The organism is Mesorhizobium sp. BH1-1-4 (genome assembly GCF_020165665.1).
In the GTDB taxonomy this organism is placed as follows: Bacteria; Pseudomonadota; Alphaproteobacteria; order Rhizobiales; family Rhizobiaceae; genus Mesorhizobium.
The window spans coordinates 151790-166789 of record NZ_JAIUIN010000009.1 but is presented as its reverse complement, the minus strand read 5'-3'; the positions used below and the strand labels follow the sequence as shown (position 1 = coordinate 166789).

Here is a 15000-nt window from a genome sequence, read left to right as displayed (position 1 = left end):
CGCGGAGCTCGCCGGTGGCAGCGGAGGCGCAAGGCATGACGACGCCGCTGACGACCCTGACGCGCGCGCAGAAGGCGGCCGCCATATTGGTGGCGATGGGCAAGCCGTCCGCCAGCCGCCTGTTGAAATTCTTCAAGCAGGAAGAGCTGAAGGCGCTGATCGAGGGCGCCCGGCTGCTCCGGACCATTCCGCAGAGCGATCTCGAGCGCATCGTCGCCGAATTCGAGGCCGAGTTCACCGAGGGCGCGGGCCTGCTCGATTCCGCCGACAGGATGGACACGATCCTCAACGAGTCTCTTTCGCCCGAAGAGATGAGCGCCATAATGGGCAACAAGAAGCCGGAGGCCGCACCCGAAGGGCCGCCGCCGATCTGGCCCGACCTCGAAAAGCTCGAACCGTCGCGGCTGGGCGCCTTCCTGGCGGGCGAACATCCGCAGACGGCGGCCATGGTGCTGTCGAAGCTGGCGCCGCAGGCGGCCGCGAGCGTGCTTTTGACGCTGACCAAGCCGATGCGCGGCGAAATCATCAAGCGCATGGTCACGATGGCCAATGTGCCGCCCGCCGCCACCAGGATCGTCGAGAACCGGCTGCGCGCCAGCGTGCTGTCGGATACTTCGACCAAGGACACGTCGGCCGGGCAGGCGCGCGTCGCCAGCGTGCTCAACGAGCTGGAGAAGCCCCTGCTCGAAGAGGTCATGCAGGATCTCGAAGCCGCCGGCACGCCCGACCTCGACGGTGTGCGGGCCCGGCTGTTCGCGTTCGACGACCTGCCGCTGCTCACCCAGAAGGCGCGCGTGCTTTTGTTCGACGGGCTGTCGACCGAGCTTGTCACGCTGGCACTGCGCGGGACGTCGGCGGCACTGGCCGAAGCGGTGCTGTCGGCGATCGGTGCGCGCTCGCGGCGCATGATCGAGGCCGAGCTCGGGCAAGGCTCGGAGGGCGTCCCGGCCGCCGACATCATGGCGGCCCGCAAGACGATCGTGACGACCACCATCCGGCTGTCGCGCGAAGGCGCATTCGAACTTCCCTCGACGCAGAACGCCGCCTAAGGCATGGCCGAAGCCGTCGACAAGGACTCGAAAACCGAAGAGGCGACGGAAAAGAAGATCCGCGACACCGTCGAACAGGGCAAGTTGCCCCATTCGAGGGAAACCGCGATCCTGGCCTCCTTTGTCGCCATACTCGTGTTCACGGTCTTTTATGCCAAGGACGCCATCGTCGAGCTCGGCATGTTCCTGTCGATGTTCCTGGAGAAGCCCGAGGCCTGGCCGATGGACACCGAGACCGATGTCATCGAGCTCTACAAGATCGTCATGCTGGAAGTTGGCCGTGCCGTCGTCAGCCTGCTGGTGCTGCTGACGGTCGCCGGCATCGGCGCCTCGGTGCTGCAGAACATGCCGCAATTCGTCGGCGAGCGGATCAGGCCGCAGATGTCACGCATCTCGATCGTCAAGGGCTGGAACCGGATGTTCGGCGCCCAGGGCTGGGTCGAGTTCCTGAAATCCATTGCAAAAGTCGGTTTCGCCATCGCCGTGCTCACCTTCACGCTGTCGGAGGATCACCGCAAGCTGCTTGCCGGCATGATCACCAATCCGGTCGCTTTCGGCCTCGTCATCCGCGGCATCGCCGTCGACATCCTGGTGGCGATCGTCTTCGTCATGGGACTGATCGCGGCGATCGACATCGTCTGGTCGCGCTTCCACTGGAAGCAGGATCTGCGCATGAGCAAGCAGGAGGTCAAGGACGAGTTCAAGCAGTCCGAGGGCGACCCGATCGTCAAATCGCGTCTGCGTTCGCTGGCCCGCGACCGGGCGCGCAAGCGGATGATGACGGCGGTGCCGCGCGCGACGCTTGTTATCGCCAACCCCACCCACTTCTCGATCGCGCTGAAATATGTGCGCGACGAGGATTCGGCGCCACTCGTCGTGGCCAAGGGGCAGGATCTCGTGGCGCTCAAGATTCGCGAGATCGCCAAGGAGCATAACATCCCGATCTTCGAGGACGTGGCGCTCGCCCGCTCCATGTACAAGCAAGTTTCGGTCGATAATGTGATCCCGTCACAATTCTACCAGGCCGTCGCCGAACTGGTGCGGATCGTCTACTCGAAAAAGGCTGAGCGCAGACAGATTTCATGAACCGCCAACCGCACGCAAAATCCCGCGAGATCATCGTCGCCAGCGCCATCGAGCAGGTGGTGGTGGAACTCAGGCTGATCGACGTCGCCGACTATATCGCCTTCATCCGGCTGGAGCATTTCGCCTGCCTGTCGGACCTGGTCGATTCAGCGGCCGAGCTGTTCTTCAAGCCGGGTACGCTGAGGCTCGGCCATGGCGGCGAGGCGCATGTCGACTGGAGCGGCAGCCCGCGCATCGTGCTCGACCTGGAGCTCAGGCCGCCCGGCGTGACCGTCTATTTCCAGCTGACGCTGAGCGAGACCGGCAACACGGTCGCGGTCAACTACGTGTCGTTCGAAAAGCCCGGCGAAGATCCCGAGCACAATACGGCGCTGCTGGAAGCGGTGGTCGAAGAGGCCCGTATCCGCAAGGTCGAACCGCTGGCCTTCTGAGGTCTGTCGATATTCAGGTGAGGCCGGCCTGCAAATGGCAACTCCCTGCGCTTCCGGTGCTCACGTACGAAAAGTACGCTCCGCTCCGGTTCTCGGAAGCCACCATTTTCGACTCGGCCTGACCTGAATCTCAACAGACCTTGAGAGGCTCATCTTTTTATTACTCGATCAACCCCAGCCGCAGCGCCTTGGCGACCGCCTGGTTGCGGTTGACGGCGTTGAGCTTCTGGGTTGACTGGGTGAGGTACTGGTTGGCGGTGTGCACCGAGAGTTTCAGGAGCCGCGCGATCTCCTCGCTGGTGTTGCCGTTGGCGGTCAGCTTCAGGCATTCGAGCTCGCGCTTGGAGATCGAGCGCATTCTGCCGGCGTCGCCCGGACGCATGCGCGCGACGGCGGCGAACAGCGAGAAGCAGCGAGCATGGATCTCGTAAAGCGCATCCTGCGGCAGCGCGATCTCCGATCCGAGGAAGACGACAAGACCGCATTGTCCGCGATCGGCATGGACGGGAAAGGCAATGCCGCTGGAACCGGGTGTCAGCGGCGCCATCTGCCCGATCCAGGCGAGATTGCCGAACATGTCGGCCATGGCCGCCACGCCATCATCCGTCCACCAGCGCGGCTCGGTCGAAATCCGGCTATGGCGCACGATCTCCTCGCCATTGGCGCCTGAGATGAACTTCGTCGCCACCGCGATGCCGGGATAGTCGGAATCAAAGCACGGGACCAGCCGCGCGCGTTCGGGCGACGGGCTGACGAAGAACAGGCCGAAGGCCGAGGCGTTGATGTCGACCGATATCCAGCGGCAGCGGCGCACGGCATCGGGAATGGTGACGGCGTGGTGGGTTTCGGATCCCAATGAGAAGGCGCCGAACGGGCTGCGCTGCTCGTTGAAAAGGGCTTCCGCGGCGTCCTTGATGTCGGCGTGTTTCATATGATGCCACTCCTGATCGCCGTGGCGATGGCCATCGCACGGTTCGAAGCCGCGAATTTCTGGATGGCGTGGGTGATGTAGCTGTTGACGGTGTTGGAGGAGACGCCGAGGATAACCGCCACCTCGTCGGTGGTCTTGCCTTCCGAGACCCAGAACAGGCATTCGCGCTCGCGATCCGACAGCGGATCCTGCATGGCCGCGGCCGCGATCAACTGCGGAATGTGCGACAGCGCGTAACAGCATTTCAGCTGCGCCTTCATCAGTGCCGGCTGGTCGATCCGGCCGGGGGCCGCCGCCGAGAACAAGGCGAACAGGCGCTGGCGGCCGACATTCAGCCGCAATGAATAGATCTCGGCGTGGCCGAGCACGTCGAGCAGCCGGGCCTCTTCACCCGAGACCAGTCCGTCGGCATCCGGCGCCTGGGCCGCCACCAGCGGTGTCGGGCGGATACCGGGCGCCGCGGTGAGCGGACCCTGGGCGAGGCCGGCGATCAGCCGCTTCCCGATCAGTTCGATGGCGTCGAAGATCCAGTTCGAGGAAACGATGCGCGCATCGTTGCGGTCCTGGTCATGGACGATGGCGACCAGCATGTAGCTGTCGGCGCCGATCTCGGCGGTCAGCTCCATGAAGAAGGAGGTGAGATCACCGCGCGACGTCAGGCGCGAGCCCAATGTGTCGGATTGTAGAGGCGCGGCGGGACTGCTCATCTGCTGCTTTTGGCCGGAATCGATTCTGATGTCCGGTTGCTGGAGAGCCAGCCGCCGAACTCGAAAACGCGTTACTTTTACGAGACACACACGAGGCGCGGGGCCGCGCCCAATCAGACGGAATCCATTCAGGGAACGCGAAGACGTCCGCGTCTGGCGCCGGAAAAGTCCGGAACGTGAGACTTTGGGTGGTCGCCGCGCCCCCCGAGGACCGGCTGATTCGGGTCTAATCTACCCGCAGATGAATCCGACATCAAACGCGATTTGACAAAATCGAATCCGGCGGACTCGATACGCGACTCAGGGGTCGTTTTCCGCGCCTTTCCATGGGCAGGGACGTCGAGCCGCATAGGGTGGCCACAGCATTTGCGATGGGCTCATGGGGTGTCGGTGGACGCAAAAAAGGGCGGCTGACGCCACCCTCTTTGGTCTTCGCGCAGACGGCCGCGTTCCCTTTGCGGCGATCTAACGATCCTCGAAACCGGTCAGCACGCCGACGGCATTGATGCCGATCTCCTCGACGGCATAGCCGCCTTCCTGGACAAACAGCGTCGGCAAGCCGAGATTGGCGATGCGCCGGCCGATCTTGGGATAGTCGGGGCTTTTCAGCTTGAACTGGCTGATCGGGTCCTTCTCGAACGTATCGACGCCGAGCGACACGACGACGATGTCGGGCGCGTAGGCGGCAAGCTTGGCGCAGGCGTCTTCCAGGGCGGCGTTCCAGGCGTCCCAGCCGGTGCCGAATGGCATGGGATAGTTGATGTTGAAGCCTTCACCGGCGCCCGCGCCGCGCTCGTCGGCATGGCCGAGGAAGAACGGGTATTCCACCATCGGATCGCCGTGCAGATTGAGAACCTGCACGTCGGCGCGGTCGTAGAAGATCTCCTGCGTGCCATTGCCGTGGTGATAATCGACGTCGAGGATGGCGACGCGTTTGGCGCCCTGGTCGAGGAACCATTGCGCGGCAACCGCCGCGTTGTTGATGTAGCAATAGCCGCCCATGAAGCCGGCGCCGGCGTGGTGGCCGGGCGGGCGGCAGAGCGCGAAGGCCGATTTCTCGCCGCCCTTGACCAGACCGGCGGCGGTCAGCGCGACGTCGTAGGAGGATTTGATCGCGGCCCAGGTGCCTTGGACGAAGGTGGCGCCGCCGTCGAAGGAATAATAGCCGAGCAGGGCATCGATGCGCTTGGGCGGCACGTCGCCGCGCAGGCCGCGCGTCGGCCAGGTGAAGGGCATGGCCGTACCGGTGTGGCCCTCGGCGATCCATTGTGGCCAGACGGTCGGCAGGAAGTCGATGTAGTCGGCCCTGTGCACGCGCTTGGCGGCGGCAAGGTCGTGCTCGACCGGCGCGATAACAGGTCCGAGCTTCTCGCTTTCGACCCGCGCCTTGATGAACTCCGCGCGCGAGGGTTTTTCGAAACCGGGCACGATCGCCGAGGTGACCAGTTCCATCTGGCCGGCATGACCGGCGTGAAGCGGCGAATAGACAGTCTTCATGAAATTCCTCTCGATGTGCGAAATCAGCCTAGATTGAGATGGGGGCTCACCAGAGCCAGCCACATGGCTTCGACATCGTCCTCGATGAGGTCGAATGTCCTGCGATCTCTCTTCAGTCCGACCAGCCGGCAGGCGTGCCCGACCTCCATCATCACTAGGCCGAGCCGTTTGGCGGTCTTGTCTTCGAGAGCCGGATTCACATGCCGCAGCCAGGCGGCGTAAAGCGCGATGATCTGCTCGTCATATTCGTCCTGGATAGGCCTGAGATCGGCATTGCCTGAAATGGCCTCTATCACCGGCATCAGGGTCGCGTTCTCGAGATAGATACTGGACGTGTCGATGAAGAGCTTGCGTACCTCGCGCCGGAATTCTTCACGGTTGGTGGGCCGAGGGACCTTTATGCGCTTCTCGATCACCTCGGGAAAGGAGGACAGCCAGCGCCGGGCGAGGTCCAGAAGGATGGCTTCCTTGTTGGGAAAGTACTGGTAGACCGAACCGACAGACAAGCCCGCGCGCTGCGCGATGGCGAGCGTCGTCGGCGTCCTGGTTCCTTGCTCTCGCGTCAAGATCAGCGCCGCGTCGAGAATCCGGTCGACAACCTTGCTCGAGCGTTGCTGCCGCGGCTGCTTGCGCGGCTCGAGCGCTATCCTGGTTTTGCAGTCGAGACTGCGCTTCACGGGTTGATGTCCTCGTTCCCCGCCTGGTCCCAAGAGAGGCGGAGCGTGCTGTCCACAATACATTCCAAATCCGGCATGTTGACAAACGCGAATAATCAGTCGCATTCTTTATCCACACTGTCTCTTGGGATAACAAGGGGAATTTCAAAGACAGTGCGCCGGCATCAAATTTGTCCGACAGCGCCGCTCCATGGTGCGGTGGGTCGTTGGACACGAGCTTTTCCGGTCTCCAGTCAGTCGTCAAAAGCGCGGAGTCGCGATGTCGGTCACGGGTGCGGGTAGTGCGGATCTGATCGTTCTCAACGGTCGCGTGCTGACCATGGACGATGATAATCCCGTCGCCGAAGCCATTGCCGTCAAGGACGGCTCTATCATCGCCATTGGCGGTCGCGCAGCCATTGAAGAATTCAAGGGATCAGCCACCAACGTCATCGACGCGCATGGCGGATCGGTCCTGCCCGGCTTCATCGAAGCCCATATGCATCTGTTTTCGGGCGCCGCCGAGCTTGCCCATCTGCAACTGGCGGGCGTGCACGGGTTCGAGGCGCTGCAGAAGGCGATCCGCGACTATGCAACGACACGTCCCGACGCGCGGATGCTGGTCGGGCAGGGCGTCGACTACACGGTGCTCGACGACGTGCGGGTGACGCGCCACCATCTCGACGCGATCCTGCCGGACCGGCCTTTCGTCATGGCGGCTCCCGACCACCACACGATGTGGGCCAACACCAAAGCGCTGGAAATGGCTGATATTCTGCATGGGCGCACGCTTGGGCCGGGTAATGAGATCGTCATGGGGGATGACGGCCTGGCAGAAGGCGAGTTGCGCGAGGGCGAAGCGTTCGGCCCGGTGCTCGACCTTGCCGGCGAAAGCCGTGTGCGGCTGGGGCTGGCGACCGGCGGCGAGCCGGAGCCGCTGCCGACGGCGGAAGAACGCGCCTTCGACCGCGACATCATGCGGCGTGGGCTTGCCTGGTGCGCGCGACACGGCATCACTTCGATCCAGAACATGGACGGCAACCTCTACCAGCTCGAACTGCTGGCCGAGATCGAGGCCGAGGAAGGGCTGCCCTGCCGCGTGCAGATTCCCTTCCACTACAAGAATTTCATGACGCTCGACATGCTCGACAAGGCGTCCGTCATGGCCGAACGCTACGACAGTGAATGGCTGTCGTCGGGCATGGTCAAGGTGTTCTATGACGGGGTGCTCGACTCCTGGACGGCGGTCATGATCGAGCCTTATGCCGATCGTCCCGACTGGGTCGGCGAGCCATTGTTCACGCCGCGGCAGTTCATCGATCTGGCGGTCGCCATCGACAAACGCGGGCTGCAGATCGCCGTGCACGCGATTGGCGACGGCGCGGTGCGTGCCGTGCTCGACGGCTATGAGGCGGCTGAGAAGGCCAACGGCAAGCGCGACAGCCGGCACCGGGTCGAACATATCGAGGTCACCACCAGCGCCGATGTGCCGCGCTTTGCCGAACTCGGCGTCATCGCTTCCATGCAGCCGCCGCATCCGCCCGGCGCCATGGATTTCCCGCTGGAGCCGACCGTGTCGCGGATCGGGCCTGCGCGCTGGCCGCTCAGCTACGCCTGGCGCACCTTGAAGAACGCCGGCGCGCATGTCGTGTTCGCGTCGGACTGGCCGGTGTCGCCGATCGACCCGATCCTGGGCATTCAGGCGGCAGTGCTGCGCAAGCCGTGGGCAGAAAACGATCCCGACCAGAGCTTCTCGCTGCATGAATCGATTGCCGCCTACACGGTCGAAGGCGCCTATGCCGAATTCGCCGAGCACCGCAAGGGCATGGTGAAACCGGGCTATTTGGCGGATCTGGTGGTGCTGTCGGCCGATATCGAGAAGACGGCGCCGGCCGATCTGCACAAGGTACGGCCGGTGACGACGATCTGCGGCGGCAAGATCACCTATCAGGCCTGATAATGGCATGAGGCTTGCTGTCTAACGACTGACTGAACTGTGATTCAATGCCGGGCTTGCCAACCTACCGGCCATGTGGTCACATCCAACAGGGGACAAACTCCGCCAGCAAGAGCGGGGTCAACAGTGAGGCGTAATCGTGCCGGACAAACCGGATCGGAATGCGATTGAAGTAGTAAACGTCAGCAAAATTTTCGGATCGGGTGAAGGGCAGGTCGCTGCCCTCGACAAGGTCTCGGTATCCATCCGCGAAAACGAGTTCTTCACGCTGCTGGGGCCGTCCGGCTGCGGCAAGACCACCTTGCTGCGGCTGATCGCCGGCTTTGACTTTCCAACCGCCGGCGGGATCCTGCTCTACGGCCATGACATCGCGCCATTGCCGCCGTTCAAGCGGCCGGTCAACACCGTCTTCCAGTCCTACGCACTGTTCCCGCACATGACGGTGGCCGACAATATCGGCTTTGGCCTGGAAATGCTGGGCAAGCCAAAGGCCGAGATCAAGGCGCGTGTCGCCGAGATGTTGAAGCTGGTCAAGATGGAAGCGCTGGCGGGTCGCCGCACTGGCCAGATTTCCGGCGGCCAACAGCAGCGCGTGGCGCTGGCCCGGGCGCTGGCGCCGCAGCCGAAAGTGCTGTTGCTCGACGAACCGCTCTCGGCGCTCGACTACAAGCTGCGCAAGGAGATGCAGATCGAGCTGAAGCGGCTGCAGCACGAGACCGGCATCACCTTCATCTTCGTCACTCACGACCAGGAAGAAGCGCTGACCATGTCGGACCGCATCGCGGTTATGTCGTCGGGCAAGATCCTGCAGGTCGGCTCGCCCTGGGACATCTACGACAAGCCGGCGGAACGCTTCGTGGCCGACTTCATCGGCGAAACCAATTTCCTCACCGCCGCCATTTCAGGCGTCGGCAATGGTAAGGCGCGCGCGACGCTCAAGTCCGGCACGACCATCGAGGCGACCGTTGCCGAAGGCTTCCAGCCCAAGGACAACGCCACCGTTGTGGTGCGGCCCGAGCATGCCAAGCTGACGAAGGACAAAGGCGACCTGTCTGGCACGGTCGAAAACATCGTCTATTTCGGCACCGACACGCATATCCATGTCCAGCTCGACAGCGGCGAGGCCTTCACCGTGCGCCAGCAAAACACGCGCAGCGCCGGCTGCGGTTTCGAGCGCGGCGACAAGGTCGGCATCATGATCGGCAACGACGCCGCGCAAGTGCTGAGGGACTGATGGCGACCGCGGAAGAAGTCGCCAAGGCAGCGGAACGGCGCGATGTCCGTGACCGCTGGCTTTTGTCAGCCCCGGCGCTGCTGGTCATCCTGTTCGCCGCCACCGGCCCGCTGCTGATCGTGCTGGTCTATTCGTTCCTGACTCCCGGCGCCTATGGCGACGTGAAATGGCAATTCTCGTCCGACGCCTGGACGTCGGTCTTCCTGGAACGCGATATTTTCGACGACACGCTGTCGCTGGCGGCGGCGCATGTCACCATTTTCTGGCGCTCGATCAAGCTCGCGGTGGTGACGACGCTCGCCACCTTGGCGCTCGGTTTCCCGACCGCCTATTTCATGGCCACGCGTAGCGAGAAAACACGCGATCTCTGGCTGTTCCTGATCACCATCCCATTCTGGACGAACCTGTTGATCCGCACCTTCGCGGTGCTGCAGATCATCCGCAACGAAGGCATCGTCAACACCATCCTTCTGAAGCTCGGCATCGTCTCGGCGCCGGTGCAGATCCTCTACACCGACACGGCGATCCTGATCGGCATGGCCTATGTCTACCTGCCGCTGATGGTGTTGCCGATCTATGCCAGCATGGAGAAGCTCGACTTCCGGCTGGTCGAGGCGGGCTACGATCTCTACGCGACACGCTTCAAGGTGCTGCGCAAGATCATTTTCCCGCTGGTCAAACCTGGTGTCATTGCCGGCTCCATCCTGGTCTTCATTCCGGCGCTCGGCGCCTATGTGACGCCGAGCGTGCTGGGCGGCGGCAAGAACATGATGCTGTCCAATCTGATCGAATTGCAGTTCGGACAGGGCCGCAACTGGCCGCTCGGCTCGGCGCTGTCGATCACGGTGATGATTATCGTCATGGTGGCGCTGCTCGCCTATGTGCGCAATGCCGGCAAGTCAGGGGTGCGGCATGGCTAGCAACTTCTCCATCAAGCACCAGCCTGGCTTCACCGCGATCGCGGCGACCTGTTTCGTGGTGCTCTATCTGCCGATCATCGTGCTGGTGATCTATGCCTTCAACGCGGCAAGCTCGACCTCGGAATGGGGCGGGTTTTCGCTGAAATGGTTCCAGTCGGCTTACCAGAACACGCAAGTCATCGATGCGACGCTGCGCTCGTTCCAGATCGGCGCCATCGCGGCGGTGCTGTCGACCATCTTCGCCACCATGGCGGCACTCGCCACCACGCGCACGGCGTCCTATCCCGGCCTCACCTTCAAATACGCGGCGATCAACCAGCCGCTGATGGTGCCCGAGATCGTCACCGGCGTGGCGCTGCTGATCTTCTTCTCGCGCATCAAGATCTTCACCGGCTATTCCGGCATCGGCTATCTGGTCGCCGCGCATACGGCGTTCTGCATTCCGTTCGCCTACCTGCCGATCCGTGCGCGGCTGGAGAATATGGACCTGACGCTGGAACGCGCCGCGGCCGATCTCTACGCCACGCCATGGAAGACCTTCCGCCGCATCACGCTGCCGCTTTTGTGGCCCGGTATCCTCGCCGGCCTGATGCTGGCCTTCGTCATCTCGCTCGATGACGTGGTTATCACCGAGTTCGTCAAATCGGGCGGCCAGGACACGCTGCCCACCTACATGCTCGGCCAGATCCGCCGCGGCATCACGCCTGAGATCAACGCGATATCGACCGCTTTCCTGCTGCTTTCGGTCGCGATCGTCACGTTGTTTTTCTTCGTCAGCAGGAAACGAGACTGAAACCGACAATGGGAGTTAAGACCATGAACTGGAAGACAACAGCGAGTGCCATGGGGTTGGCGCTGCTCGCTTCGACGGGCCTGGCCCGCGCCGACGGCGTGCTCAACATCTATAATTGGGGCAACTACACCAGTCCCGACGTGATCAAGAAGTTCGAAGCCAAATACAACATCAAGGTGACCATCACCGACTACGATTCCAACGATACGGCGCTGGCCAAGGTTCGCCAGGGCGGCACCGGTTTCGACATCGCGGTTCCGTCGCAGACCTACGTGCCGATCTGGATCAAGGAAGGTCTCGTCCAGGAGACCGATCCCGGCAAGATGGAGAACGCCAAGAACATCGCACCCGAATGGGCCAATCCCGACTTCGATCCCGGCCGTAAATACACCGTTCCGTGGGCTTGGGGCACGATCGGCGTCGTCGTCAATACCGACGCCTACAAGGGTCCGGCCAACACCTGGGGCATCATCTTCAACACGCCGGACGAGTTGAAGGGCAAGGTCAACGTCGTGCCGGAGATGGGCGACGTGATGTTCGCCGCGATCAAGTATGTCGGCGGCCAGCAGTGCACCGACGACAAGGCGGTGCTGAAGAAGGTACGCGACCTCCTGGTGGCGGCCAAGCCGAACTGGATCGCCATGGAATACAACACGATCGAGAAGATGGGCGCCGGCGACTTCAAGGCAACCAGCGACTGGAACGGCTCGGCGCTCCGCCAGCGCCTGGCCAACCCGGCCATCCACTTCAACTATCCGAAGGAAGGCTATGGCCTGTGGAGCGACAACGTCGTCGTTCTCAAGGAAGCCAAGAATGTCGAGAACGCCAAGCTGTTCCAGAACTTCATCATGGATCCGGAAAACGCGGCGGGCCTCTCGGCCTTCCATCGTTACGCCAACGCCATTGCCGGTTCGGACAAATACATGCCGGCCGACATGAAGGACGCGCCGGAAGTCGTCATTCCGGCCGACGCCAAGCCGCTTGGCGAACTGCAGCAGATGTGCGCCCCTGAGACGCAGGAGCTCTACACCAAGATCTGGACCGAACTGCAGAAGTAGTCACGGACCCAAGAGGCCCGGCGGCATATGGCGCCGGGCCTTTCCTTTTCTGGGAATGGCCTTTCATGGACTCTTATCGCAACAGCGATCCGCGGCCGCCGATCATGCACGGCTCGCCGCCCGCCATGGTGCCGCCCAGGCTCGACTGGGACAGGCCGCCCTGGAACCGCTGGGCTTTCCAGCACATCAGGGAAATCCTGCCGACCGCCGAAGTCTGGCGCGGCAATGGTCACCGCCACCGTCTCGAACGCGCCGAGGTCGATCTCGACAGGTTGGCGGTCGGGGACAGCGAGGGCAGGCCTTCGACGCTCGCCGGCTTGCTCGACGAGACCTATACGGACGGCTTCCTGGTGCTCAAGCACGGCAGGATAGCCTATGAGCGCTATTTCAACGGCATGGACGAGCGCACGCTGCATCTCTCGCAGTCGATGGCTAAATCGATCACCGGCTCGGTGTTCGGCATACTGGCCGGACGCGGCCTGATCGATCCGGCGAGGCCCGTCACCGATTATCTGCCGGAGCTTGGCGCCACCGGCTGGGCCGGCGCCAGCGTCCAGCATGTCTTGGACATGACGACCGGCGTGCGGTTCTCCGAGGAATATGTCGACCGCTATTCCGACATCGGCCAGGTCGATGTCGCCACCGGCTGGAAACCGGTGCCACCGGGCAGCGATCCGGATTTCCGCTGGCCCTCACACATGTTCGAGCTGATCCTGGGCTTGAAGGACACGGTTCGCACGCACGGCGCCCGGTTCGAGTACCGCTCGATCGAGACGGACGTGCTTGCCTTCATCATGGAACGGGTGACAGGCAAAAGGCTGTCGCAACTGGTTTCCGAGGAACTCTGGCAAAAGCTCGGTGCCGATGAAAGCGCCTGCTTCACCGTCGACAGCGCGGGCTACGCGCTGGCCGATGGCGGTTTCAACGCGACGCTGCGCGACTATGCCCGCTTCGGCCAGCTGATCCTCGACGATGGTCGCGGCATCGTGCCGGCCGACTGGATCGAGGCGACGCGCAGTGGCAAGCATGGTCCGGATTTCTCCGCCAGCCTGCCCGAGGGCAGCTATCGCAACCAGTTCTGGATCGAGAATCCGCGGTCGCGGGCGCTGATGTGCCGGGGCGTGTTCGGACAGATGATCCACATCGACTGGGACACAGGAATCGTCGTGGTGAAGCTGTCGACCTGGCCGGATTTCAGCAACATGGCCTATTCCGTGGCAACGCTGAAGGCCGTGCACGCCATAGCCGCGGCGCTCGCCTGAACCTCAAGAAAAAAGACTGGAAGGAAACGCCATGACCGGCAAGACCGCGTTCGAGACCCGCTACGGCTTCCGCCGCAACGAGGTGCAACTCGGCAACTGGCGCGAGAACCCGTTCAACCGGTGGTCATTCCAGAATCTCGGCGAACTGGTGCCGACCGCCCGCGTGACGGCGGCGCCGGCCGGCGTCGAGCCGCCGCTGCGGGATCTCGGCAGCTTGCTCGGCGAAAAGGTTTCGGTTGCCGCTGCGCCAGAGACGGTGGCCGAATTCCTCTTGCGCTCCAGCACCGACGCCCTGACGGTGATGAAAGGCGGCAAGATCATTGGTGACTGGTTCGCCCCACATATGGACTTCGGCGCGCGCCACATCATCTTTTCGGTCAGCAAATCGGTGACCGCCATCATCGCCGGCATACTGGAGGGCGAGGGGGTGTTCGACCCGGAAGCGCCGGTGACGAAGTACATTCCGGAGGCCAAAGGTTCGGCCTATGGCGATGCCAGCGCGCGGCATGTGCTCGACATGAGCGTCAGCCTCGATTTCGAGGAGGCCTATCTCGATCCCGAAAGCGCTTTTGCCCGCTATCGCCGCGCGACGCTGTGGAATCCCGGCGGCGGCACCGAAAGCCTGCGCGAATTCATCCTGACCTTGCAGCGGCTTGCCGAGCCGCATGGCCAGACCTTCCGCTACCGTTCCCCCAATTCCGACCTGCTCGGCCTGCTGTTGGAGCGGGCGTCGGGCCAGCGCTTCCCGGACCTGATGCGCGAGAAACTCTGGCTGCCGCTTGGCGCGGTCAGCGAGGCGTCGATCGGCGTCGACATGGAAGGCACGGCACGCACCGCCGGCGGTATTTCGGTGACGCCGCGTGACCTGGCGCGCATCGGCGAGATGATGCGGCAAGGCGGCACGGCCAATGGCCGCCGCATCGTGCCCGAAGCCTGGGTGCGCGACACCACCGTCACCGGCGGCAGCTCGGAAGCCTGGCAGCGCGGCGCCATGCTGCCGTTGTTCCCGAAGGGCCGCTACCGCAACAAATGGTATCAGACCGGCTTCGAAAATGGCGCCTATTGTGGGATCGGCATCCATGGCCAGTGGCTCTATGTCGATCCGAAAGCGGAAGTCGTCATCGCCAAGATGTCGTCGCAACCGGAGCCGGTCGACGATCCGCTGGATATCGAGATCGTCGCCTTCTTCGAGGCGCTGAGCCGGATAATCTGACCGCGCTCCGCCGGCCACATTAGAGCGGTTCATCGTTTGATAGAATCGCCGACCCACTCTAACTCTTTGTTTTTACGCAATTCCGGACGGAAAACCGTTGCACACTTTTCCTGGGATTGCTCTGGAGGCTGCTTTCCTGTGGACTTGCCGGCCTGATGGAGGCGCGGCGGTTGGCGGACCTGATGTCTGCGCCTATGGTCGCCGCT

General features: G+C 63.0%; 14 protein-coding genes. 10 read left to right on the top strand and 4 right to left on the bottom strand.

Going from position 1 to position 15000, the window contains the following annotated elements; translation table 11 throughout:
- Window positions 1-35 precede the first annotated feature (35 nt).
- The 3 genes from LB569_RS17795 to LB569_RS17785 are packed head-to-tail and all read left to right on the top strand — an operon-like array spanning window position 36 to window position 2566.
- Window positions 36-1049: a flagellar motor switch protein FliG gene (locus tag LB569_RS17795; protein WP_224539009.1), complete on the top strand. Its 1014-nt coding sequence runs from the start codon at window positions 36-38 to the stop codon at window positions 1047-1049.
- Window positions 1050-1052: 3 nt separating this feature from the next.
- Entirely contained in the window at window positions 1053-2135 is a 1083-nt protein-coding gene (gene flhB, locus LB569_RS17790; RefSeq protein WP_224693408.1) for a flagellar biosynthesis protein FlhB, read from the top strand.
- Window positions 2132-2566 (top strand): hypothetical protein, encoded by a 435-nt coding sequence (locus tag LB569_RS17785; protein ID WP_224539005.1) that lies wholly within the window; start codon window positions 2132-2134, stop codon window positions 2564-2566. Before flhB ends, LB569_RS17785 begins: the two co-directional genes overlap by 4 nt.
- A gap of 160 nt (window positions 2567-2726) precedes the next feature.
- Here the strand turns inward: LB569_RS17785 and LB569_RS17780 are convergent, their stop codons facing one another.
- The 4 genes from LB569_RS17780 to LB569_RS17765 form a co-directional block, all read right to left on the bottom strand.
- The gene (locus LB569_RS17780) at window positions 2727-3497 is read right to left on the bottom strand and encodes a helix-turn-helix transcriptional regulator (RefSeq protein WP_224693406.1); all 771 of its coding nucleotides are present in this window, start codon (window positions 3495-3497) and stop codon (window positions 2727-2729) included.
- Window positions 3494-4204 carry a helix-turn-helix transcriptional regulator gene (locus tag LB569_RS17775; protein WP_224693404.1) on the bottom strand — a complete coding sequence of 237 codons (711 nt, stop codon included), beginning with the start codon at window positions 4202-4204 and terminating at the stop codon, window positions 3494-3496. The genes LB569_RS17780 and LB569_RS17775 overlap by 4 nt, the downstream gene beginning before the upstream one ends.
- A 465-nt stretch (window positions 4205-4669) precedes the next feature.
- Window positions 4670-5701, bottom strand: a complete 1032-nt coding sequence (locus LB569_RS17770; protein ID WP_224693402.1) for a histone deacetylase family protein — start codon at window positions 5699-5701, stop codon at window positions 4670-4672.
- Window positions 5702-5724: 23 nt separating this feature from the next.
- A complete protein-coding gene (locus tag LB569_RS17765; RefSeq protein ID WP_224693400.1) occupies window positions 5725-6378 on the bottom strand; it encodes a TetR family transcriptional regulator in 654 nt (217 codons plus the stop codon).
- A gap of 259 nt (window positions 6379-6637) precedes the next feature.
- On the opposite strand from LB569_RS17765, the gene LB569_RS17760 reads away from it, so the two are divergent.
- The 7 genes from LB569_RS17760 (at window position 6638) to LB569_RS17730 (ending at window position 14794) form a co-directional block, all read left to right on the top strand.
- Complete coding sequence (locus LB569_RS17760) at window positions 6638-8314, top strand: amidohydrolase (protein ID WP_224693398.1); 1677 nt, start codon at window positions 6638-6640, stop codon at window positions 8312-8314.
- Between the two features lie 139 nt (window positions 8315-8453).
- Complete coding sequence (locus LB569_RS17755) at window positions 8454-9548, top strand: ABC transporter ATP-binding protein (RefSeq protein WP_140704546.1); 1095 nt, start codon at window positions 8454-8456, stop codon at window positions 9546-9548.
- Entirely contained in the window at window positions 9548-10468 is a 921-nt protein-coding gene (locus LB569_RS17750) for an ABC transporter permease (RefSeq protein ID WP_140704548.1), read from the top strand. The genes LB569_RS17755 and LB569_RS17750 overlap by 1 nt, the downstream gene beginning before the upstream one ends.
- Window positions 10461-11261, top strand: a complete 801-nt coding sequence (locus LB569_RS17745) for an ABC transporter permease (protein WP_140704549.1) — start codon at window positions 10461-10463, stop codon at window positions 11259-11261. The genes LB569_RS17750 and LB569_RS17745 overlap by 8 nt, the downstream gene beginning before the upstream one ends.
- Window positions 11262-11284: 23 nt before the next feature.
- Window positions 11285-12319, top strand: coding sequence for an extracellular solute-binding protein (locus LB569_RS17740; protein WP_224693396.1), 1035 nt, complete (start codon window positions 11285-11287; stop codon window positions 12317-12319).
- Between the two features lie 65 nt (window positions 12320-12384).
- Complete coding sequence (locus LB569_RS17735; protein WP_224693394.1) at window positions 12385-13581, top strand: serine hydrolase domain-containing protein; 1197 nt, start codon at window positions 12385-12387, stop codon at window positions 13579-13581.
- Window positions 13582-13612: 31 nt separating this feature from the next.
- On the top strand, window positions 13613-14794 hold the full coding sequence (locus tag LB569_RS17730) for a serine hydrolase domain-containing protein (protein ID WP_224693393.1): 1182 nt from the start codon (window positions 13613-13615) through the stop codon (window positions 14792-14794).
- Window positions 14795-15000 lie beyond the last annotated feature (206 nt).

What these genes read in the sequence shown, in the direction of transcription:
- LB569_RS17795 (WP_224539009.1), top strand. Translation starts at nt 36, where the DNA reads ATGACGACGCCGCTGACGACCCTGACGCGCGCGCAGAAGGCGGCCGCC.
- LB569_RS17740 (WP_224693396.1), top strand. Translation starts at nt 11,285, where the DNA reads ATGAACTGGAAGACAACAGCGAGTGCCATGGGGTTGGCGCTGCTCGCT.
- flhB (WP_224693408.1), top strand. Translation starts at nt 1,053, where the DNA reads ATGGCCGAAGCCGTCGACAAGGACTCGAAAACCGAAGAGGCGACGGAA.
- LB569_RS17735 (WP_224693394.1), top strand. Translation starts at nt 12,385, where the DNA reads ATGGACTCTTATCGCAACAGCGATCCGCGGCCGCCGATCATGCACGGC.
- LB569_RS17745 (WP_140704549.1), top strand. Translation starts at nt 10,461, where the DNA reads ATGGCTAGCAACTTCTCCATCAAGCACCAGCCTGGCTTCACCGCGATC.
- LB569_RS17770 (WP_224693402.1), bottom strand. Translation starts at nt 5,701, where the DNA reads ATGAAGACTGTCTATTCGCCGCTTCACGCCGGTCATGCCGGCCAGATG.
- LB569_RS17780 (WP_224693406.1), bottom strand. Translation starts at nt 3,497, where the DNA reads ATGAAACACGCCGACATCAAGGACGCCGCGGAAGCCCTTTTCAACGAG.
- LB569_RS17785 (WP_224539005.1), top strand. Translation starts at nt 2,132, where the DNA reads ATGAACCGCCAACCGCACGCAAAATCCCGCGAGATCATCGTCGCCAGC.
- LB569_RS17760 (WP_224693398.1), top strand. Translation starts at nt 6,638, where the DNA reads ATGTCGGTCACGGGTGCGGGTAGTGCGGATCTGATCGTTCTCAACGGT.
- LB569_RS17750 (WP_140704548.1), top strand. Translation starts at nt 9,548, where the DNA reads ATGGCGACCGCGGAAGAAGTCGCCAAGGCAGCGGAACGGCGCGATGTC.
- LB569_RS17775 (WP_224693404.1), bottom strand. Translation starts at nt 4,204, where the DNA reads ATGAGCAGTCCCGCCGCGCCTCTACAATCCGACACATTGGGCTCGCGC.
- LB569_RS17730 (WP_224693393.1), top strand. Translation starts at nt 13,613, where the DNA reads ATGACCGGCAAGACCGCGTTCGAGACCCGCTACGGCTTCCGCCGCAAC.